General features: G+C 62.2%; 19 protein-coding genes. 6 read left to right on the top strand and 13 right to left on the bottom strand.

Annotation, left to right across the window (positions count from 1 at the left end; translation table 11 throughout):
* Positions 1-22: 22 nt before the first annotated feature.
* Positions 23-769 carry a DUF7537 family lipoprotein gene (locus tag AArcS_RS00720; protein ID WP_238478517.1) on the top strand — a complete coding sequence of 249 codons (747 nt, stop codon included), beginning with the start codon at positions 23-25 and terminating at the stop codon, positions 767-769.
* A gap of 15 nt (positions 770-784) precedes the next feature.
* Here the strand turns inward: AArcS_RS00720 and AArcS_RS00715 are convergent, their stop codons facing one another.
* The 4 genes from AArcS_RS00715 to AArcS_RS00700 all read right to left on the bottom strand — a co-directional run bounded on the left by AArcS_RS00715 (position 785) and on the right by AArcS_RS00700 (position 4324).
* The gene (locus tag AArcS_RS00715) at positions 785-1183 is read right to left on the bottom strand and encodes a PIN domain-containing protein (RefSeq protein ID WP_238478516.1); all 399 of its coding nucleotides are present in this window, start codon (positions 1181-1183) and stop codon (positions 785-787) included.
* 3 nt (positions 1184-1186) lie between these two features.
* Positions 1187-1450 carry an AbrB/MazE/SpoVT family DNA-binding domain-containing protein gene (locus AArcS_RS00710; RefSeq protein ID WP_238478515.1) on the bottom strand — a complete coding sequence of 88 codons (264 nt, stop codon included), beginning with the start codon at positions 1448-1450 and terminating at the stop codon, positions 1187-1189.
* Positions 1451-1516: 66 nt separating this feature from the next.
* Positions 1517-2029 carry a KEOPS complex subunit Cgi121 gene (gene cgi121 / locus AArcS_RS00705; RefSeq protein WP_238478514.1) on the bottom strand — a complete coding sequence of 171 codons (513 nt, stop codon included), beginning with the start codon at positions 2027-2029 and terminating at the stop codon, positions 1517-1519.
* A complete protein-coding gene (locus AArcS_RS00700) occupies positions 2030-4324 on the bottom strand; it encodes an ATP-dependent DNA helicase (RefSeq protein WP_238478513.1) in 2295 nt (764 codons plus the stop codon).
* A 103-nt stretch (positions 4325-4427) separates the two neighbouring features.
* On the opposite strand from AArcS_RS00700, the gene AArcS_RS00695 reads away from it, so the two are divergent.
* Positions 4428-4673: a ferredoxin gene (locus AArcS_RS00695; protein ID WP_238478512.1), complete on the top strand. Its 246-nt coding sequence runs from the start codon at positions 4428-4430 to the stop codon at positions 4671-4673.
* Between the two features lies 1 nt (position 4674).
* Here AArcS_RS00695 and AArcS_RS00690 read toward each other — a convergent pair whose 3' ends face one another.
* A complete protein-coding gene (locus tag AArcS_RS00690) occupies positions 4675-5208 on the bottom strand; it encodes a GNAT family N-acetyltransferase (protein WP_238478511.1) in 534 nt (177 codons plus the stop codon).
* Between the two features lie 205 nt (positions 5209-5413).
* Here AArcS_RS00690 and AArcS_RS15820 point away from each other — a divergent pair, with 205 nt between their 5' ends.
* Positions 5414-5539, top strand: a complete 126-nt coding sequence (locus AArcS_RS15820; protein WP_259372670.1) for a hypothetical protein — start codon at positions 5414-5416, stop codon at positions 5537-5539.
* Positions 5540-5565: 26 nt separating this feature from the next.
* Here the strand turns inward: AArcS_RS15820 and mdh are convergent, their stop codons facing one another.
* Positions 5566-6480, bottom strand: a complete 915-nt coding sequence (gene mdh / locus AArcS_RS00685; protein ID WP_238478510.1) for a malate dehydrogenase — start codon at positions 6478-6480, stop codon at positions 5566-5568.
* A 241-nt stretch (positions 6481-6721) separates the two neighbouring features.
* On the opposite strand from mdh, the gene AArcS_RS00680 reads away from it, so the two are divergent.
* Positions 6722-7288, top strand: a complete 567-nt coding sequence (locus AArcS_RS00680; RefSeq protein WP_238478509.1) for an Sjogren's syndrome/scleroderma autoantigen 1 family protein — start codon at positions 6722-6724, stop codon at positions 7286-7288.
* Here AArcS_RS00680 and msrA read toward each other — a convergent pair whose 3' ends face one another.
* The 3 genes from msrA to AArcS_RS00665 all read right to left on the bottom strand — a co-directional run bounded on the left by msrA (position 7289) and on the right by AArcS_RS00665 (position 11769).
* Complete coding sequence (gene msrA, locus AArcS_RS00675) at positions 7289-7825, bottom strand: peptide-methionine (S)-S-oxide reductase MsrA (protein WP_375139623.1); 537 nt, start codon at positions 7823-7825, stop codon at positions 7289-7291.
* A gap of 65 nt (positions 7826-7890) precedes the next feature.
* Complete coding sequence (locus tag AArcS_RS00670; RefSeq protein ID WP_238478508.1) at positions 7891-9246, bottom strand: cytochrome P450; 1356 nt, start codon at positions 9244-9246, stop codon at positions 7891-7893.
* 66 nt (positions 9247-9312) lie between these two features.
* Positions 9313-11769, bottom strand: a complete 2457-nt coding sequence (locus tag AArcS_RS00665; RefSeq protein WP_238478507.1) for a DEAD/DEAH box helicase — start codon at positions 11767-11769, stop codon at positions 9313-9315.
* 96 nt (positions 11770-11865) lie between these two features.
* Between AArcS_RS00665 and AArcS_RS00660 the strand changes: the two genes are divergently transcribed.
* Together AArcS_RS00660 and AArcS_RS00655 are read left to right on the top strand one after the other, a co-directional pair.
* Positions 11866-12948 (top strand): mechanosensitive ion channel family protein, encoded by a 1083-nt coding sequence (locus AArcS_RS00660; RefSeq protein ID WP_238478506.1) that lies wholly within the window; start codon positions 11866-11868, stop codon positions 12946-12948.
* A gap of 48 nt (positions 12949-12996) precedes the next feature.
* Positions 12997-13185, top strand: a complete 189-nt coding sequence (locus tag AArcS_RS00655) for a hypothetical protein (RefSeq protein WP_238478505.1) — start codon at positions 12997-12999, stop codon at positions 13183-13185.
* 23 nt (positions 13186-13208) lie between these two features.
* On the opposite strand, the gene AArcS_RS00650 is transcribed toward AArcS_RS00655, so the two are convergent.
* The 4 genes from AArcS_RS00650 to AArcS_RS00635 all read right to left on the bottom strand — a co-directional run bounded on the left by AArcS_RS00650 (position 13209) and on the right by AArcS_RS00635 (position 18042).
* Positions 13209-14906, bottom strand: coding sequence for a cation:proton antiporter domain-containing protein (locus tag AArcS_RS00650; RefSeq protein ID WP_238478504.1), 1698 nt, complete (start codon positions 14904-14906; stop codon positions 13209-13211).
* A complete protein-coding gene (locus tag AArcS_RS00645) occupies positions 14899-16722 on the bottom strand; it encodes a cation:proton antiporter (RefSeq protein WP_238478503.1) in 1824 nt (607 codons plus the stop codon). The genes AArcS_RS00650 and AArcS_RS00645 overlap by 8 nt, the downstream gene beginning before the upstream one ends.
* A 97-nt stretch (positions 16723-16819) precedes the next feature.
* Positions 16820-17263 (bottom strand): universal stress protein, encoded by a 444-nt coding sequence (locus tag AArcS_RS00640; RefSeq protein ID WP_238478502.1) that lies wholly within the window; start codon positions 17261-17263, stop codon positions 16820-16822.
* Positions 17260-18042 carry an Lrp/AsnC family transcriptional regulator gene (locus AArcS_RS00635; protein WP_238478501.1) on the bottom strand — a complete coding sequence of 261 codons (783 nt, stop codon included), beginning with the start codon at positions 18040-18042 and terminating at the stop codon, positions 17260-17262. The genes AArcS_RS00640 and AArcS_RS00635 overlap by 4 nt, the downstream gene beginning before the upstream one ends.
* Positions 18043-18074 lie beyond the last annotated feature (32 nt).

The raw sequence follows: 18074 nt of genomic DNA, 5'->3' as shown, positions 1-18074 counted from the left end.
GGGTCAGTACCCCGATTGGTGTATGCATCGACGGCGTCTTCTACTCGCGGGGGGCGGGCTCGCCGCGCTGGCAGGCTGTAGCGGCCAGTCGGGCGACGACGGGAACGGCGAAGAAGAGAACGGGGATGAAGAGATCGATCCAACGTATCCCGCTGGCTTCGACGAGAACGGCGTCACAGATGCCGACGAGGCGCTTTCAGGCCACGAGACCGCAATTGCCGACAGATCCGTCGAGGGCCAGACCACGATCGAGCTGACGATACCAGCCGAAGACGACGGGGAAGACCGAATCCAGCAGCTCTCCCTGATGACTCAGGCTGATGGCACTGGGACGGAATTCTCCCGGATCGAACTCACCGAGAGCATCGCAGAGACCTACCGAAGCGGCGACGGCACCGTCTACACGCGGATCGACGACGGCGAGAACGTTCAGTACGAGGCAGAAGAGATCGAAACGCCCGAAGCCGTCTCGCTCGGGACGTTTGGCCCGGCCCTCGCCGCCGCCGATCTCGCACTCGATGACGTCTCCGACGACGACCCACGGCGGCTCACCTACAGTGGTTCCGGCGTCCTCGACGAGGACACCACCTTCGGCGACGTCGAGGACGTCGAGACGCGAATCGTCGTCGACGAGGAGGGTGCGATCCACTCCTTTGGCGTCTCCTACACCGTGCCCGACGGCGCGGACGTCGAGGCGAGTTTCGAGTTTACGTACGACGACGTCACCGTCGACGAGCCGGACTGGCTCGACGAAGCCAGAGGAAAGTAACCGTCAGTCACTGTTTCACTCTGGATACGTTTCCAGCGGTCGTCGATCGAGGCCGACTGTGTCGTAGTCCTGCTCGCTGGAGAGGACCGGTCCGTCTCCCGTGGCGGCCATCCCTGCATGAAGCGCGTCGAACGGCGTGAGTTCGTGCTCTTCGAGGAACGCCGCCGCAGCGAGGACGGCCATCTCGTGGCGTTTTGAACCGATCGGAACGAGTTCCAGCAGGTTCGTGATCGCACGCGGGACGTCGATTTCGTATTCGGCATCGTCGCGGTCGTAGAACAGCACGAGAACCTCGGCGTACGTCAGTATCGAAGTGTGGATGTCGTCGTGGTCTTCGAGGGCCTGCAGTGCTTCCTCTTGAAGCCAGTCATCATCTTTGACCTGTGCCGTCAGGAAATCGGTCTCGACGTACACGGCTCAGTCCCCATCCCGTGAGTGCTCTGCCGCCTCATCGAAGACGTCCCCGCTAATGCGCTCTCGCGCCTTCGCTTTCAGTTCCGTGGCATCCTCGTCCTCGAACGCGTCTCCGACGGCTTCCCGAAGCCCCTCAATCGGATCCTCATCTACGGGGAACAGCGCGACGTGGCTGGGGAGTTCGACGATCCGGTACTGTTCGCCGAAGCGGTCTCGAACGTCTTTTGGAAGGTAAATCCGCCCTCGTTCATCGGTGGACTTCGACATGGGAACAACTACTACGGGAAGTTTCCTAAATCTTCCCGTGAATGCACGTGCTTTTCACGGTAGATGTCACTTTTCGACGTCCAGCAGCGCAACCCGCTCACGCACGAGCTCCGCGAGCGACGCGTCCGTCGCGGCCAGCTCCGCGGCACCGATATCGAAGAACTCCCGGAGCAGTGTCTCGTCGGCGTGCTCGGTAGCGAGCGTCTGGCCGGCTGTCAGTTCGAGACGCTCTCGGAGAGCCGTCACCGTGCCGGCTTCGTCCGCCGACTCGCGTTGTCCGTCGATGAGCACGACCGCTTCGTTGTCACCCGCTTCGAGTCCCATCTCAAGTGCGTCGTTGATCTGTCGACGCCCCGCAGCGTAGAGCAATATCTCGACGGACCGATCCCGTGCGACGTTCTCGCCGCGCTCGATGGCTCTGTCGGCGAGGGTGCGGGCGCGTTCTACGTGCTCGCGTCCGGCGATGTATCTGGCGTCAAAGGCCTGGATCGTACAGTCGTACTCCTCACCGATCTCCGCGAGTGTTTCGACGAACGCGTCGACATCGTCGACGACAATTGTGGCTTCGAGTAACTCCATTCAGAACTCACCCAGACTGGCCTGTCCGGCGTCGTCGGTTGTCTCGCCGTCCGAGCGGTCGCCCTCTGATTCCTCGCCAGAACTGTCACCCGGCCGAGCGCTCCCATCCGGACTCACCCCGTCCATCGAGTAGTCCTGTCGACCGGCGTTTTCGAGGATCGTCTCGGCGGTCTTCTCGCGACCGCGGAGCGCGCCGAGGACGACCGACTTGTCGGCCTCGCGGAGCTGTGATCGGGTCTCGATCCCCGCGTCGTAGAGCCGGCGAGCGCGCTTGCGCCCGACTCCGCGGACCCCTGCGAGTTCGAGCAGTTCGTCGCTCACGCCGTACTCGACGCGCTTTTTCGCCTCGCGGATCGCCGGAGTGACATCTAGCTCGAGATCAGCGGCCAGCTGTTCGGCCGCGTTGAGCAGCCACTCGGCAGTGTCGACCTTCCCCCGGACATCGCCCGGCCCGACGCCGTACCGTTCGGTGATCCGATCCTCGTCGACCTCTTCGGCCCAGTCTTCGAGCATTCGTGCTGTTTTGAGTGCCGACAGCCAGCTCTCGAAGCGCACGTCCTCGAACTCGCTTGGCATCGGTCCGAGGAACTCGGGCTCGCGTTCGTAGGCGAGTTCGGTGTACTCCTCGCGGTCGCCGGACTTGAGGTAGAGTTCGTACATATCGGGCGTCCGGGAGACCAGATGGTAGAGCCCGAGGGGGGTCGGCTTTCCCTCGGCGGCGTCTAGCCCATCAACGATCTCGGCAGCGCTCATCGGGTCGAGGTAGAGTCGCGAGACGGTGTGTCCGAGACTGGTCGCGTCGAGGTCGTCGCCATCACGGCTCACGAACTCGTTGCGCTCCAGATACTCGATCACCGTGTCGGCCACCTGCTCGAGGCGCTCGGGATCGTCGGCCTGACTGGCGTGCAAGGTTTCGGCCAGGAAGTCAAGTAACTCGTCGCGGGTGCGCGCGAAGCCACTGGCGATCGTCGCCAGAACGTGCGTTCGCAGGGCGGGTTCGGCGGCGAGCTTCGACCGCACGGGTTCGGGATCGGCGTAGACGTACCGGTCGAACAGCTCGTCGAGCTCGTCGTGACTGCTCGCCAGCAGGACGGCCTCGCCGTAGGGGTCCCGACCCGGACGGCCCGCCCGGCCCATCATCTGGTGGACTTCGAGGACATCGAGGGGTTGCATTCCACCCGCAGTCCCGTCGTAGCGCCGCCAGTCCCGGACGATCACCCGTCGCGAGGGGGTGTTCACGCCCGCCGCAAGCGTTGGCGTCGCCGAGACGACTTTCAACAGCCGGTCACGGAAGGCGTCCTCGACCAGCGAGCGGTGTTCAGGCGCGAGCCCGGCGTGGTGAAAGGCCCCGCCACGCTCGACGCAGGCCGCGAGGTCGTCGCTGGTCTCGGTATCGGAGACGCTCCTGATCTCGGCGGCGACCGTGGCCAGTTCCTCGCGCGCCTCGGGCGAGAGCGTCGGTTCTATCACGTCCGCGAGCCGTCGCGCCGCCGCCTCCGCGTTGCGCCGGGAGTTGACGAAGACGAGCGAGGAGCCCCCGTCGTCGAGGGTGTCCCGGACGATGGCCGCGGTCTGTTTCTGTCCGCGTTCGACCGGGAGTTCGCGCTGGGTACCATCGTCGAGATGGAGGGCGTTCCCGAAGTGAACGCCCTTTTTCAGATCGATCGGTCGCCACGTCGTGTCGACGAGTTCGGCGTCGAGCCACGTCGCCATCTCTTCGGCGTTGCCAACGGTCGCCGAAAGCGCGACCGTCTGCAGGTTGGGATTGAGCTGGCGGAGCTTCGCCATCGTCACCTCTAGAGTCGGCCCACGATTCGAGTCGTCGATCAGATGGACCTCGTCGGCGACGACACAGTCGACGTCGTCGATCCAGCGCGCGCCGTTTCTGACCAGCGAATCGACCTTCTCGCTGGTGGCAACGATGATGTCCTGATCCGCGAGCCACTCGCCGTCCGATTCGTAGTTGCCGGTCGAGACGCCGACCGATACGCCGAAGTCCTCGAAGGCCTCGAACTCGGCCTTCTTCTCGCTGGCGAGTGCACGAAGCGGGACGATATACAGCGCCCGCCCGGTCGACGTGCCGCCCGAGCCGCCACGCTCGATGGCCGACAGCATCCCGAGCTGGGCGATCAACGTTTTCCCGCTGGCGGTCGGCACGCTGGCGACGACGTTTTCGCCGTCCAGAATCCCGGCCTCGACGGCCGCGGCCTGCGGTGGGTACAGCTCCTCGATCCCCTCCGCAGCGAGATACTCGATGAAGCCGGGAGGGAGACCCGATAGGTCCGCCGTTTTCATTACTCACGCGTTGGCCCCTGTTCGGGTTTAAACTTGCGTCCCGCGGGAGAGGACACCTGCCACCTCCGTCACGACTTTATTCCCGTCGCGCGAACGCCATTCCATGGAAATCGAGTTCGATCGTGACGTCTGTATTGGGATGTTCCAGTGTGTCGTCGAGTGGGACGCCTTCGAGAAGGACGAGGACGCCGGGAAGGCAGTACTGGAAGACAGCGAGGAAGTTGAAGACGACGTGTTCCGCCGTGAAATCCCCGACGACGCCGAACTGGACGCGAAGTTCGCTGCACGAACCTGTCCGGTCGACGCGATCGTGGTCTACGACGACGACGGCGAACAGATCATTCCGTAGCTCACACCGGGTACGGATCGAACGGCGACGAGTCGTCGATCGATGTGCGATAACATAGCAGCTCGAAGGGGCGGGCAAACCGGGTTACCTCGACTCGGCAAACCTCTCGAAATCCGTTCACCCGGTAGAAGTGCTGGGCTGCAGTCTGCCTGTGAGTCGTATGCAGCACGAGCTCCTCGTAGCCGTCGGCCCGCGCACGGCGTTCGAGTTCCTCGTACAGCCGGGTGCCATGTCCCTCCCGCTGGTACTCGGGCAGGACGTTGAACCGCTCCAGCTGTGCGGTCGTGGTATCCACGTCGTCCAGCAACTCCCGTAGCAGGTCCCCCGGCGTCCGGTACGCGATCGTCCCGACGATTTTACCGTCTACCGTCCCGACGAGAAGCTCGCCATCGGAAAAGTACCCGTCAACGACACTGTCATGATCGTCAACACCCGGGATCCACGCATCCGCAGCTCGATGAGCAGCCTCCATCACCGTCTCGATCCGGTCGGTTTCACCGGGGCGGTACCGGCGGACGGTCAGTTCGTCGCTCACAGAAGCAGTTCACCGTCGAGTATGTTAACAGTCTCGGCAGTACGGCTGCGCACTATACTTCAAAAAGTGTAGTGATAAACTTCGAATTACGAACTATTGAAAAAGAGCCGGTCCACGATCTCGAAGGGAGCGCATCACCGATCTGTTGCTCTCAATCGATGGGTGTGAGAGAAACAATTATTAAAGATGCTGTAGCATCCCTCGCATGAGTATGGCTCCAGATAGGTCACACATCTTCGAGTGGGCCGAGTTCGTTGACGCGGAGGTAGCCGAGTCAGTACTGGTCGACGAGCGACGGAACCCGACGGAACACGGACGCGTTGAGAAGTAACGACGCCGGATTCGGATACGTCAACGCTACTCGATCTTCCCGTACTGCTCGGCGAGTTTGTCGGCCGCCTCGCCCAGCTGTTCGCGCTCGAAGCTATCGAGGTCCCACTCGACGACCTCCTCGACGCCGTTAGATCCGAGTCGGATCGGGACGCCAAGTGCGACGTCCTCGTGGCCGTACTCGCCAGCGAGCGGGATCGAGCCGGGAAGGACTTCGCCGGTGTCCCGCAGGACGGCTTCGACCATGTGCCCAACACCGGTGGCGGGCCCCCACTCGGTCGCCCCTTTCTTTTCGATGACGTTCATCGCGCTCTCTTTCAGTTCGTCGAGGATCTCCCCTTTCTCGTCGTCGCTGAACTCGGGATCACGACCGTCGACGCGGACCTTCGAGAACACGGGGACCTGCGCGTCACCGTGCTCGCCGAGAATCGACGCCTCGACGTTCTCGACCGGCGTGTCGAAGCGCTCGGCGAGGACGTACCGGAAGCGCGCGGAGTCGAGGCGTCCGCCGAAGCCGATTACCTTCTCACGAACTCGCTCGCCCGTCTCGTAAAGATGGCGGTTGAGCAGATCGACGGGGTTCGAGGTCGTGATCGTCACGAAGTCGTCGTTGTGCTCCGCCAGCGAGGAGCCGATATCCTCCATAATCGGTGCGTTGTCGCCCGCCAGATCGATCCGGGTCTGGCCGGGCTGGCGCGGGATCCCGGCCGTGATCACGACGACGTCCGACCCGGCGGTGTCGGCGTACGTTCCCTGCCGTACCGTCGTGTTCGAGTCGTACGCAGTACCGTGGTTGACGTCGGCAGCCTGTCCGACCGTCGTATCCTCCTGATCGGGGATATCGACGAACACCAGTTCGTCACAGATGTCGCGAAGGGCGATGTTGTATCCTGCTGCGGCACCGACCGTTCCGGCTGCACCGACCACGCTAACTTTACTCATACCAGTTTCAACTGGGCCATCCATGATGAATAAACCTTCGGAACGGTCCAAAGCGTCGCTGTACGTCGGTTTTTACCCATCAATTGACGGTAGTATTTAAATATATCTCGGCTCTGCGCAGCGATTGCCAGTCGGACACATCATATTCGCCGTGCCGGTGGCCGTCGCCTACGCGCTGGTCGCTGGGGAATAAAGAAGTGAACTTGCTGGTTTTTTGTCCGTGCACGTCCTGCATACTGACATGAGCGAGTTCGACAAGGAAGCAGAGCGCGAGAAGCTCCGCGAGAAGTACGGCGAGGAACAGGCAGACAGGGAGGCCACCGAACACATGAGCGAACTCCTCCTGCAAGGCGCGACGATGACCAACAAACACTGTGACGCCTGTGGTGATCCGATCTTCCGTCAGAACGGCCGGGAGTTCTGTCCCAGTTGTGGACAGACGGCTGATGGGGATGTCCCACAGCAGACGGCACAGGCCGAATCGGCGGCAACCAACGACGAGGGGACTAATGACCAACCGACAACACCGAGACCCGGAGCGACGCCCCAGCCCGAGCAGGTGCAGGATCACCAGGGGACAACCGATCCCAGCCCCCCGGGCACCGACACGGCGGATACTGCGTCAACGCCGACCGCTCAGCACGTCGAGACGCCGACCACCGGCCTTGCGGACGCCCAGGCGGCGCTGACCGATACGATCACCCAGCTAGCACGACAGGCAGCACAAGAATCGGATCCGCGACAGGCAACAGAACGACTCGCCGCGGCCCGCGAGGCCGCCGAAGCGCTCGACGCCCTGCGCCGGTAGCTACTCGGCGAAGCGCTCGCGCACTTTCTCGACTTTCGGAGCGGCGTGCATCCGGCAGTAGGCGTCCCGTGGGTTCTTCTCGAAGTAATCCTGGTGTTTCTCCTCGGCCTCGTAAAACGTCTCCAGCGGCTCGATTTCGGTGACGATGCTATCGTCGTACGCGCCCGACGCGTCGAGTTCGTACACGAAGTCCTCGGCGAGGTCGCGCTGTTCCTCGTCGTGATAGAGCACGATCGAGCGGTACTGCGAGCCGACGTCCGGCCCCTGTCGATCCTTCGTCGTGGGGTCGTGGATCGTAAAGAACACTTCGAGCAGGTCGACGTAGCTAATCTCGTCGGGATCGTACGCGATCTGGATAACTTCGGCGTGGCCGGTTGTCCCCCGACAGACCGCCCGATAGCTCGGGTCTTCCGTGTGACCGCCCGCATAGCCTGAGGTCACCGAATTGACGCCGTCGAGTTGCTTGAACGCCGCTTCAGTACACCAGAAACAGCCGCCGCCCATCGTGGCGTGGGCGAGTGAATCGTCAGTCATCATCGGAAAGAGGGGCTACAGCGGAAAGTATTGTGCGGTGGACGAAGCCGATCTACCCTCAGACAACGCTACCGTCTGCGAGGGATCATCGCTACCGGACCGTCCGGCCGAAGCGTGATCGACGGCGCAAAGGAGAGTTCGTCGACGGTCGACTCGACAGACCACTCCTGCATGATCGTCGCGAGCGCGAGGCGGGCCTCCATCATCGCAAAGCGGTCGCCGATACACCGGCGCGGCCCGCCGCCGAAGGGGAAGTACGCGAACGCCGGCAGCTCCTGCTCGAACTCGTCGGTCCAGCGCTCCGGGCGGAACGCCAGTGGATCATCGTAGAACCGGGGATCGCGGTGGAGCACCCATTGCTGGAAGGTGATTGAGGTTCCTTCGGGGATCCGGTATCCTCCGACCACGTCCGGCTCAGCGGTCTCCCTGATCAGATCGTACACCGGTGGGTAGATCCGCATCCCCTCTTTGACGACCTGCTCGGTGTAGGTGAGGTCGGGGAGGTCCCGAAGGGTCGGCGAGTCACCGCCGAGCACGTCGTCGAGTTCGGCTTGCAGAGTCGCTCGCTTCTCCGGGTTCTCCGAGAGCAACTGCAGCGTGTAGGTCAACGCGAGGGCGGTGGTCTCGTGGCCCGCAAGCAGGATCGTCACGACTTCGTCGCGGATCTGCTCGCGAGAGGGCGGATCGTCCTTCGACTGCAGGAGCGAGACGATGTCGACAGCGTCGCTACTGTCATCGCCTTCGTGCCTGTCGATTATCCGCTCGGCGACGGCGTGGAGATCCTCCATCGCCCGATCGAACCGCCGGTTCATCGGCGTCGGTGCCCAGTCGGGGACATGGATCGGCCGACGCATCCGCTTTGTCGCCCGATCCATCACCGTCTCCAGGGCGTCCGAAATCGCCTCTTCCTGATCACGAATATCGATGTCGAACAGCGCCTCAGCGGCGATCTCGACGGTCAACGACATCATGTCCTGGTGGATGTCGCGCTGGTGACCCGTCGTCCATTCCGAGCAAAGCCGTTCGGTCGCCTCGACCATCACGTCGCCGAAACGCTGGAGTGCATCGGGGTGGAACGCGGGCTCGATTGCGTGGCGCTGCGAGCGCCAGAACGAGCCCTCACTGGTGAGCAGGCCGTTCCCCAGCGCTGGCCGGAGGGTACTCTGAAAGCGTTCGCCTTTCCGGTAGGCCTGGTTGTTCCCGATGAGTACCCGCTGGACATCAGTGGGGTCGCTCAACTGGAGGAACTCGTAGCGGCCGATACTGTACCGGGCGATCGGCCCGTGCGTTCGTGCGACGCGAGTATAAAATCCGAGCTGGTCGTTCACGAACTCAGCAGTGTTACCGAGCAGCGGATCACCGTCTGGGCCGGGGATGTCGGTAAACGGACGTGGCGACGACCCGGATGAGTCTGCTGTCGTCATCGTTTGTGATACTGTAGAACGTCCGTCCCGAAGGGTGTTCGGGCGTGCGGACGGATCGGTCCCCGCTCACATCCCCGTGTACTCGCTCCCGATCACTTCCCGGATCCGCTCGGCGGTGACCTGTCCCACCCCATCCGCTTCCAGCAGGTCCTCCTCTCTGGCAGTCATCACCGCCTCAACGGTGCCGAACTCCGAGAGGAGGGAGCGGGCCGTCACGGGACCGATATCCGCGATGGAGGCCACGACGTACTCCTGCTGTTCGGCCAGCGTCTTCGACTGTTTCTCGCCGTGAATCGAGACCTCGCGACCCTCGTTTTCCTGCTCGCGTCCGGCGATCACTGCCAGTAGCTCTCGGGTTTCGTCCTCGTCCTCGGTCCGCAGGACACTCGCGCCGAAGTCGACCGCGAGACTCGACAGTGCGCCCCGGATCGCGTTCGGGTGGACGTCCCGTTTCCCGTAGAGGTCGGTCCCCTCGATGATCACGACGGGCCGGGAGTAGTGGCGGGCAGCGTCGCCGACTTGCTCGAACATCGATCGATCTCCACCGGTGAGCGTATCGAGGAAGTCGTCGACGGTCTTTCGCTCGACTGCGACCCGATCGGAGAGGATGTAATCGCCGACCGCGAGCGTCTCCAGTCGCGTCTGGACGTCCTCACGCTTCGAGAGCTCGCGGGCGATGTTGGCGTCGAGCTCGCGCTGGTCGGCGACGATCTCGATCCTGTCTTCGTCCGTGTCGGGGGTAGCGACGACGGCGTCGGCGGCGTCTTCTTCGGTTGTTTCGGTACCCTCCTCATCGGCGTCTTCCTCGGTCGCGTCGTCGCTCTCCACATCGCCTGTGAACTCCTGCAGGCCTGGCTGGACGTCCGACCCCGGATCGCTCGGACTTTCCCCCGCAGTACCGCCATCTGCGGACGCCGCCTCCGCCGAACCGCCGAAATCGCCGAGCTGTTGCTGGCTGTCGTCTAGCTCCTCGACGATCTCGTCGGTCGCCCGTTTCAGGTCCCGCAGCTCGTCTTCCATCTGCTGTTCACGCCGTCGGGAGATCCAGAAGTACGCCTCGTCGCGGGTGTCCTCGGCGAGTAAGACGACGACCCGGCCCTCATCCTGTCGACCCGTCCGTCCCTTGCGCTGGATCGAGCGGATCGCCGTCGGGACAGGTTCGTAAAAGAGCACGAGATCGACCTCGGGGACGTCGAGTCCCTCCTCGGCGACCGACGTGGAGACAAGCACCTCGAATTCGGCATTTCTGAACGCGTCGAGCGTCTCCTGTTGCTCGTTCTGGGTCATCCCATCGCTGCCCTCGCGGTCGCCCTGCCCGACGAAGCGGCGGGCGTCGAAGTTCTCGTTCAGAAAGTCGGTGAGGATTTCGGCGGTATCTCGGGACTCGGTGAAGACGATGACGCGCTCGCCCTGCTCGATCCCCAGCGTCTCGGCGAGCAGAACGTGCATCCGCGAGAACTTGGGGTGGATGTCGTCGTACGCGTTGACGTCTTTCATCGCCTGGCGGATCCGCGGGTCCGAGACGAGGCGCTGGTCAGCCTTTGACGCGCCCGAGGAGCGAGCAGCGTTCCGAAGCCGGTCGAAGTACCGTTCCAGCGCCTCGACGCTCTGGGTTTCGACGTAGGTCACGGCCGTCTTGAGCTTTCGGATCTCCGCGTGCAGCGACATCCCCTTGTACCCTTCCGACTGGTCGTTGTTCATCAGTTTCTGCAGCTCCGCCCGCATCGACTGGAGGTCGTTTTCCGAGAGGTCGGCACTTCGCTTGCCCGTCACGCCGAGTTCGCGCAGTTTCTCCAGTCGGTCCTCGATTACGTCGTTCAGCGCGTCCCGGATCTCCGTGATCTCTTCGGGCAACTCGATGCGTTCCCACTCGACATCGGTGTCGTGGGTGTACTCGGCCACGTCGGCGTCCTCCTCGGTCATCACCTCGACGTCGCCGATCCCGAGGTTCTCACAGACCTCGAGGATCTCCTCTTCGTCGCCGCCGGGGGAGGCGCTCATCCCGGTCACGAGCGGATCGCTCGCGTCGGCGTGGTAGCGTTCGGCGATGTAGTTGTACGCGTAGTCGCCGGTCGCGCGGTGGCACTCGTCGAAGGTGAGGTGGGTGACCTCGCGAAGGCTGATCCGCCCGCCGACGAGGTCGTTCTCGATGACCTGTGGGGTGGCGATGATGATCGTCGACTCCTCCCAGAGTGCTGCGCGATCGTCGGGGCTCACATCGCCGGTGAAGACGACGATTTCCTCGTCGGGGATCGAGAGCGCCTCGCGGTAGAACTCGGCGTGTTGCTGGACCAGCGGCTTCGTCGGCGCGAGAAAGAGCGCTTTTCCACCAACTTCGTCGAGTCGCCGGGCCGTCACGAGCAGGCTCACGGTCGTCTTGCCGAGCCCGGTCGGGAGACAGACGAGCGTGTGTCCTTCCGCGGCGGTTCCAGCGAGCTGGAGCTGGTAGAGCCGCCGCTCGATGAACGAGGGGGCGAGCAGCGGGTGGTCCACGTACTGTGTGTCCGCATCCGTGGAGGCCATTTGCCGACCGTTCGGCATCGGCGAGGTTAAGGGTTGCCGTACCGCGGTGAAAGTAGTCAAGCAAGAGTTAACACCCTCGCCCGGGTCGAACAGAGTATGCAGGCGCTCGTGGTCGGCGTCGTCGAAAGCGTTCAGGCCCTCTCTGTCTGGCGACAGGTGGCGGTCGTGATCCTCTCGGCGGCGGCGCTGGCGACGGCCGTGGAGATCGTTGCCCGGTGGTGGCTCAACCGCCGCTCGCCAGATGACACGCTCTCGATCGTCTTCGAGATATTGCACGTACCGCTGTATCTCTCGGTGATCCTTGGGGGCGCGTACACGGTGGTCCAGCTCCTCCAACCACCCCGGCTCGGTTTCTTGCTCGAAGGGGCGACACTGTCGGTGCTGGTGATCCTGTGGGCCTGGGGGATCCGACGGCTCGGTGCGGAGTGGTTCGTCCGCCTCGACAGGACGAATCCCGTGTACGACATCGCGCCGGTGTTGAAAAACCTCTGGACGGCGACAATCGTCGCCGTCGCGGCGGGGCTGTTGCTGGCTGTGTGGGAGGTCGATCTTACACCGCTTCTTGCCTCGGCGGGGCTGTTCGGCATCATCATCGGCTTTGCCGCACGGGACGCCATCGCCAACTTCGTCGGCGGGATCGCCCTGTTCGTCGACGACACGTACAAGCCAGGTGATTTCGTCGTGCTCGAATCCGGTGATAAGGGAACTGTCATCGACATCAGTCTCCGGAGTACGACGATTCTCACCCGGGATCGGGTGATGGTGACGGTCCCCAACGCGGTTCTCAACTCGACGCAGGTCATCAACGAATCCTCCCCACAGCGGTACAAGCGAATGCGTGTACCGGTCGGCGTCGAATACGGAGCCGATCCCGAACGGGTCGAAGAGATCTTCTACGAGGTGCTCGACGCCGAGTCGGATGTCATGTCCTCGCCCCCGACCGAAGTGCGGTTCGTCGAGTTCGGCGACTCGGCGCTCCAGTTCGAGCTGCGGGGCTACATCCCACACTCGACGCGGGAATCACGGGCACGTCACGCCGTCAACAAGCGAATTCACCGACGGCTCGCGGAGGAGGGGATCGAGATCCCGTATCCACAGCGAACGCTGACGTACGGAGACGATGACGACAAGGAGAGCCAGCAGCTCGAGGACGCCGAGCTCCCCTCGAACGACGAGTAGTCGACCCGAGAGCGGTACCGTTTTTGAGGGCGAGCATACAGGGAGAGTATGATCGAATCGAACGCTGCGCTCGTCAGAAACCTCTCGGTATACGCCGTGGGCGTCGGAATGGCCGTCGCGGGCGCACTCGGCATCGCCGCGGCAATCGAACTGTCCCTGCTCATTGCGTGGCCGCTATTCATCGCTGGTCTCGCGCTCGTCCTCGTCGTCCACGAGTATCTCGGTGGGCCGGTCTAGGACGCTACAGGGCGGGGGGCAACTCAGAGCCGATCCGCACGCGAGGCAAAGCCGTACCGTTCGAGCGTAGCGAGTCGGTCGAGATGCTCCTCGCTGAGCTCGTCGGGCGTCACCTCGCCGGAGAGCAAGCGATCGATGATCTCCACGAGCTGTCCGGCTGCGAGCATGTCGGGGACGACAACGTAGAGGGCTCCGTCTTCAAGCAGCTGTTCGGCTTCTGCCGTACTGTCAGCCCGCAGTATGAGATCAGCATCCGTGTCGAGGGCGAGCAGCGTCTGTGAGACGGGTGCGTGATCGACCGTCGACACGACCGAAGTTACAGTGTCGAGCCGTGCACGCTGCCAGGTGTAGTCGGCTCGCGCGTCGCCGAGGACGTAGTTCCGACACTCCGACCGGAGGTCGTTCCACAGCGAGGGATCGTTTTCGACAACCACGTAGGGCCGGTCCAACCGTTCGAGTGTCTCGACAACCCGACGGCCCTGCCGACCGTACCCAACGACGATCGTATGGTTCTCGATGTCGTCTGCGACCTGACTCCGCTCGTCGATCTTTCTCGTCTGCCTGTCGCCGAACATTCGTTTGATAACGGTCTCGTAGATGCTCTCCTCGTACTGACGTTTAATCGAAGACAGGATCATCGTGATGGCTGCAGCGAGGATCACGGCATCGAACATCGAGTCGGCGATCGTCCCCATAATCCACGCCTGAATGGCGATAATCAACGAGAACTCGCTTACCTGTCCGAGGCTCGAACTGGCGAGGAACGACGTTCGGGCATCGTAGCCCTCGTAGGCGAACGCCAGCATGAGCACGATCGGGTTGACGATCATCACCAGTCCGACCAGCACGACGGCCAGTGCGAGTACTTCGACAGAGGGAATCGACACCAGTGCGCCAACCGTGACAAAGAAGATCGCCACGAAGAAGTCCCTGATCGAGTCGATCCCGTTCTGGACGGGAAGCGCCTGCGTCCCGTCGTTTCTGATAGCGATTCCCGCGGCGAATGCACCGACGACGATCGAGATGTTTGCCATCTCTGCGATGGCGACAAAGGCGATCATAATCGAGATACTCCCCATCAAGACGAGCTCGTCGACGCCGTCGGCGAGTCGGACGAGCAGTGGGAAGCCGTGACGATAGATCACCAGTGCAGCCAGAATCAACAGGACGCCAATGCCGATATTCGAGGTTACGAGCTGTACGTCGGTGAGCTGGTCGGCAGAGAGTATCAGCACTGCCATGATCGCGACCAGATCGTCGAAGAAGTGGATCGACGACGCAAGCCGCCCGTGCGCAAGGTTATCACGGATCTGCGCTTTCAACAGCCCGCCACCGACAATCGTCGAGCTAAGGGTTGCTGCCGCAGCAAAGTAGAGGGCGTTTCGGACCGGCTCCGCGAAGCCGAACAGCTCGCCGAACGCAAGTCCCACGCCGAACGCGACCGGCGCGACCACGATCAGCTGTGTTGCTGCTGCCACCTCGCCGTCCCGGAGCACCGACTGGAGGTCATTGAAGTCTACCTGAATCCCGAAGACGAAGACCAGAAACGCGATCCCCCACTGTGCGAGTTCGACGACGTCGGCCGGCTCTACAACTAATCCAACGATCAGTCCTGCAAGGATGTAAAACGGTGCCGGTGGCAGTCCGAAGTGGTTCGCCACGATCAACAGGACCCCAGCTGTAATGAAGACGGCGGCCAGCGAGATGACCAGATCAGTCATCGTCACCACCCCGCGTACCAGCGCGACCCTCACCGAACGGAAGCTCTTCGGCTGTGGCGTTGAGTGTTTCGAGTCGTTCGATATCCTCGCTGATCGAACTGTCGAACGCCTGTCGGTCGGCGAGATACGCTTCGAGATACTCTTCGAGTTTCTCGGCGGTGAGGTGTGTACTCATGATGACATACGTCGCGCCGCGGTCGTAGAGCGTCCGGGCGTCCTCGATTCGCTCTGCTTCGACGAACACCGTCGCGTCGTCGTCGACCTCATCGAGCAAAGCGGTGTTAACATCGACCTGCACGCTCGAACTGAGTACGAACGAGGCCCGTTTGAGGTTTGCTTCCTTCCGGACTTCGCCGTGTCGGAAGTCCCCGAAAATATAATCGTAGCGCCCTTCGGACTCGATCTCCTCGATGTGTTCCGTCTTGCGATCGATAATCACTACCTCGTCGTAGTGGTCGTCGAGTCGCGAGAGCGCCCGTTCGGTGACCTCATCGTAGCCCACCGCAATCGCGTGATCGCGGTACTCATGGAGGTCGGCATCCTGCTTGCTCTCATCCTCGAACCGGGCAAACCACGGCTGCAGTCGGGCGTAGATCGCGTGGTTGTAGTTGATGATATACGTCGAGGCGCTCATCGTCATCAGCGCCATCAGGCTCAGGTAGCCGAGCACGTCCGACCCGATGTACTGCTGATTGAACGCGAGCGCACCGACGACCAGCGAGAACTCGCTGACCTGCACCATGTTGATCGACCCCAGGAAGGAGGTTTCGACGCTAAAGCCCTCTCGGTCGATCAGATAGAACATGATCCAGAAGTTTCCGATCATCAGGACGAGGGAAGCGACGATCGCCTGCCACCAGAACGCCAGCAGGCTGCCTAGCCCATCGATCTGGAGGCCGATGCTGGCGAAGAAGACGAGGATGAAAAAGTCGGTGATTGGCGTGATCCGGTCCTGTAGCTCCTTGCTGTAGGGTAGCTGTGCGAGACTGATCCCCGCGAGGAAGGCCCCGACCTCGACCGAGAGATCGAAGCCCTCGGCAATCGCGATAAAGAGGAACGCCCACGCGATCGCGACGATTAGGAACACATCCTTGTTGTCGGCGATTTCGCGGAACAGCTTCGGAAGGAGATAGCGAGAAGAGAGCAACGAGAAGATCCCGATAAAGCCCATCATCACGAAGATGACGCCGAGCGTCGTGGCGATCTCGCCCGCGTTGTCGAGGGAATCGGCCGAAAACAGCGCGAGGACGACGACGAGATAGATGTCCTGTACGATCAGGACGCCCACGTCGATCTTGCCGGGCAGGCTCGTGATCTCGTCCTTGTCGGTGAGGATTTTGACAATGATCGGCGTCGCGCCGAAGACGGTAGCGAGTGCGATCACGAGGACCTCGGTCGGATCGAAGCCGAGCGCCCACGCGACCAGAAAGGCGAGAGCAGTCTGCAGGACGGTCTGCCCGATCGCGATGTTGGTGATCGGCCGCAGGATATCACGGATATCGTCAAAGCGCATCTTCATCCCGAGCAAAAAGAGAAGGAAGCCAAGACCGAGTTCCGCCATCAGATCGACGAGACTATCCTCCGTCACGCCCAGATACGCCTCGAAGAGATCGGGGAGGTCGGGGCCGACGATGGCTCTGACAACGTCGATGCCGACCAGCAGTTCCAGCAGGTCGATCATCACTGGCCCGAGGATGATCCCCGTGAGGATGTACGCGATGATCGTGGGCTGGCCGGTCTGTCGAGCGAGCAGGCCGATGATCGTCGCGACGACGACGATGGTCGCAAAGTTCGCGGCGAGGGCTATCTCACTCATCGAGTAGTCTCAGTAGCCCTTCACTCGTCGGGGTTTTAAGACTTGCAAATGAGACGCGCCAGAATTGTCCCAGTGCCAGAATGAACCGCCCAGACGACTACTCATCGTCCGTCTGAGGGGGCAAAACAACGACCGGGAACCGCTCGTTCGAGACGATTCCGGTGGTCAGGTTGCCGGAGAGGAGTTTCGAGAGAATAGTGTGATCTCTCGGCGTGAACGCAATCACTGTTGCGTCTACTGCGTCGGCAACTGCGACAACTTCGTCAGTAACGCTCGTGCCGTATCGAAGCGTCGTTTCGACCGCGAATTCGCCGGAGCCAAAGTGCGCCTCGACGATATCAAAGATCCGATCGGCCTGTTCTTCGCGGGCACCAAGCGGTGCTTTATCAGGTGCGCCACCGCCTTTCTCGATGACGTGAACGAAGGTCAGTTTTGTCCCGGCCGGATCGAACCACTGTTCGATCGCCGAGAGGGAGTTCGTGGCGTCGTCCTCGTTCGCAAGCGGGACGACAACGCGTTCGGTGAGGGAGCCAGGCATCATTCATCGACCTCCACGGGGTCCGCAACCTCGAACCCATTGAGAACGGTCTCGGATGGATCGCGAGAAAACACGGTAACGATGTCGTTCGACTGAATGACTGTGTCGCCGTGTGGCGTGATCGTCTCGTCGTCCCGTTCGATTGCAACCAGCAGTGCCTCCGGCGGCAGGAGCCCCTCCTCGACGGCGTGCTCGACAGTCAGACCGACGACCGGTGCATCCGCATCGACCGGGATGTCGATGACCTCCGCGCCGCCCGCCAGCGAGATGGAGTCCGCAAGCGACACCGACTCGTCTGCCTCCGGCCCGAACGGGCCGTACGAGAACCGTGATCTGTCTTTGACGAGCATCTCGTCCTCGATTTCGACGCCGATTTCCGAGAGCTGACGGCCGATACGACGCAGTTCGGTCGTGTTATCGCCCACTGCAAGGACGTGGAGGTTCGTTCGCCCACCCATAAGCTCGCGGATATCGATGACACCAGGGATCCCTCCCGACTGTGCGGTCACACGTTCGATATCCGGGAACGGGACATTACAGAGAAAGAGGTTCGTGAGACTGCCATCCGCACGTTCGAAATCGACCGCGGCATGATACCCGGTGACGATCCCATGTTCTTCAAGCCGTGCAATTCGGTTCCGTATTGTCCCGGCGGAGACGTTGACGTCGTCCGCAATATCGGGTGCGGAGATCGATCGCGCGTCCGTCATCAGCGCGTGGACGATCAACCGATCAATCTCGTCTAACCGGTAGTCGTGTCCATGCTTCGAGCCAGATACCATAGCAACAGTATGTGCTTTAGTTTCAATGAATA

It is taken from the genome of Natranaeroarchaeum sulfidigenes (assembly GCF_017094485.1).
Lineage (GTDB): Archaea > Halobacteriota > Halobacteria > Halobacteriales > Natronoarchaeaceae > Natranaeroarchaeum > Natranaeroarchaeum sulfidigenes.
Note: the sequence above shows the minus strand (reverse complement) of the source record. Positions and strands in the feature narration are given on the sequence as shown.

What these genes read in the sequence shown, in the direction of transcription:
- AArcS_RS00695 (WP_238478512.1), top strand. Translation starts at nt 4,428, where the DNA reads ATGGAAATCGAGTTCGATCGTGACGTCTGTATTGGGATGTTCCAGTGT.
- AArcS_RS00655 (WP_238478505.1), top strand. Translation starts at nt 12,997, where the DNA reads ATGATCGAATCGAACGCTGCGCTCGTCAGAAACCTCTCGGTATACGCC.
- AArcS_RS00635 (WP_238478501.1), bottom strand. Translation starts at nt 18,042, where the DNA reads ATGGTATCTGGCTCGAAGCATGGACACGACTACCGGTTAGACGAGATT.
- AArcS_RS00665 (WP_238478507.1), bottom strand. Translation starts at nt 11,769, where the DNA reads ATGGCCTCCACGGATGCGGACACACAGTACGTGGACCACCCGCTGCTC.
- AArcS_RS00670 (WP_238478508.1), bottom strand. Translation starts at nt 9,246, where the DNA reads ATGACGACAGCAGACTCATCCGGGTCGTCGCCACGTCCGTTTACCGAC.
- AArcS_RS00710 (WP_238478515.1), bottom strand. Translation starts at nt 1,450, where the DNA reads ATGTCGAAGTCCACCGATGAACGAGGGCGGATTTACCTTCCAAAAGAC.
- msrA (WP_375139623.1), bottom strand. Translation starts at nt 7,825, where the DNA reads ATGATGACTGACGATTCACTCGCCCACGCCACGATGGGCGGCGGCTGT.
- mdh (WP_238478510.1), bottom strand. Translation starts at nt 6,480, where the DNA reads ATGAGTAAAGTTAGCGTGGTCGGTGCAGCCGGAACGGTCGGTGCCGCA.
- AArcS_RS15820 (WP_259372670.1), top strand. Translation starts at nt 5,414, where the DNA reads ATGAGTATGGCTCCAGATAGGTCACACATCTTCGAGTGGGCCGAGTTC.
- cgi121 (WP_238478514.1), bottom strand. Translation starts at nt 2,029, where the DNA reads ATGGAGTTACTCGAAGCCACAATTGTCGTCGACGATGTCGACGCGTTC.
- AArcS_RS00650 (WP_238478504.1), bottom strand. Translation starts at nt 14,906, where the DNA reads ATGACTGATCTGGTCATCTCGCTGGCCGCCGTCTTCATTACAGCTGGG.
- AArcS_RS00720 (WP_238478517.1), top strand. Translation starts at nt 23, where the DNA reads ATGCATCGACGGCGTCTTCTACTCGCGGGGGGCGGGCTCGCCGCGCTG.
- AArcS_RS00660 (WP_238478506.1), top strand. Translation starts at nt 11,866, where the DNA reads ATGCAGGCGCTCGTGGTCGGCGTCGTCGAAAGCGTTCAGGCCCTCTCT.
- AArcS_RS00640 (WP_238478502.1), bottom strand. Translation starts at nt 17,263, where the DNA reads ATGATGCCTGGCTCCCTCACCGAACGCGTTGTCGTCCCGCTTGCGAAC.
- AArcS_RS00700 (WP_238478513.1), bottom strand. Translation starts at nt 4,324, where the DNA reads ATGAAAACGGCGGACCTATCGGGTCTCCCTCCCGGCTTCATCGAGTAT.
- AArcS_RS00680 (WP_238478509.1), top strand. Translation starts at nt 6,722, where the DNA reads ATGAGCGAGTTCGACAAGGAAGCAGAGCGCGAGAAGCTCCGCGAGAAG.
- AArcS_RS00645 (WP_238478503.1), bottom strand. Translation starts at nt 16,722, where the DNA reads ATGAGTGAGATAGCCCTCGCCGCGAACTTTGCGACCATCGTCGTCGTC.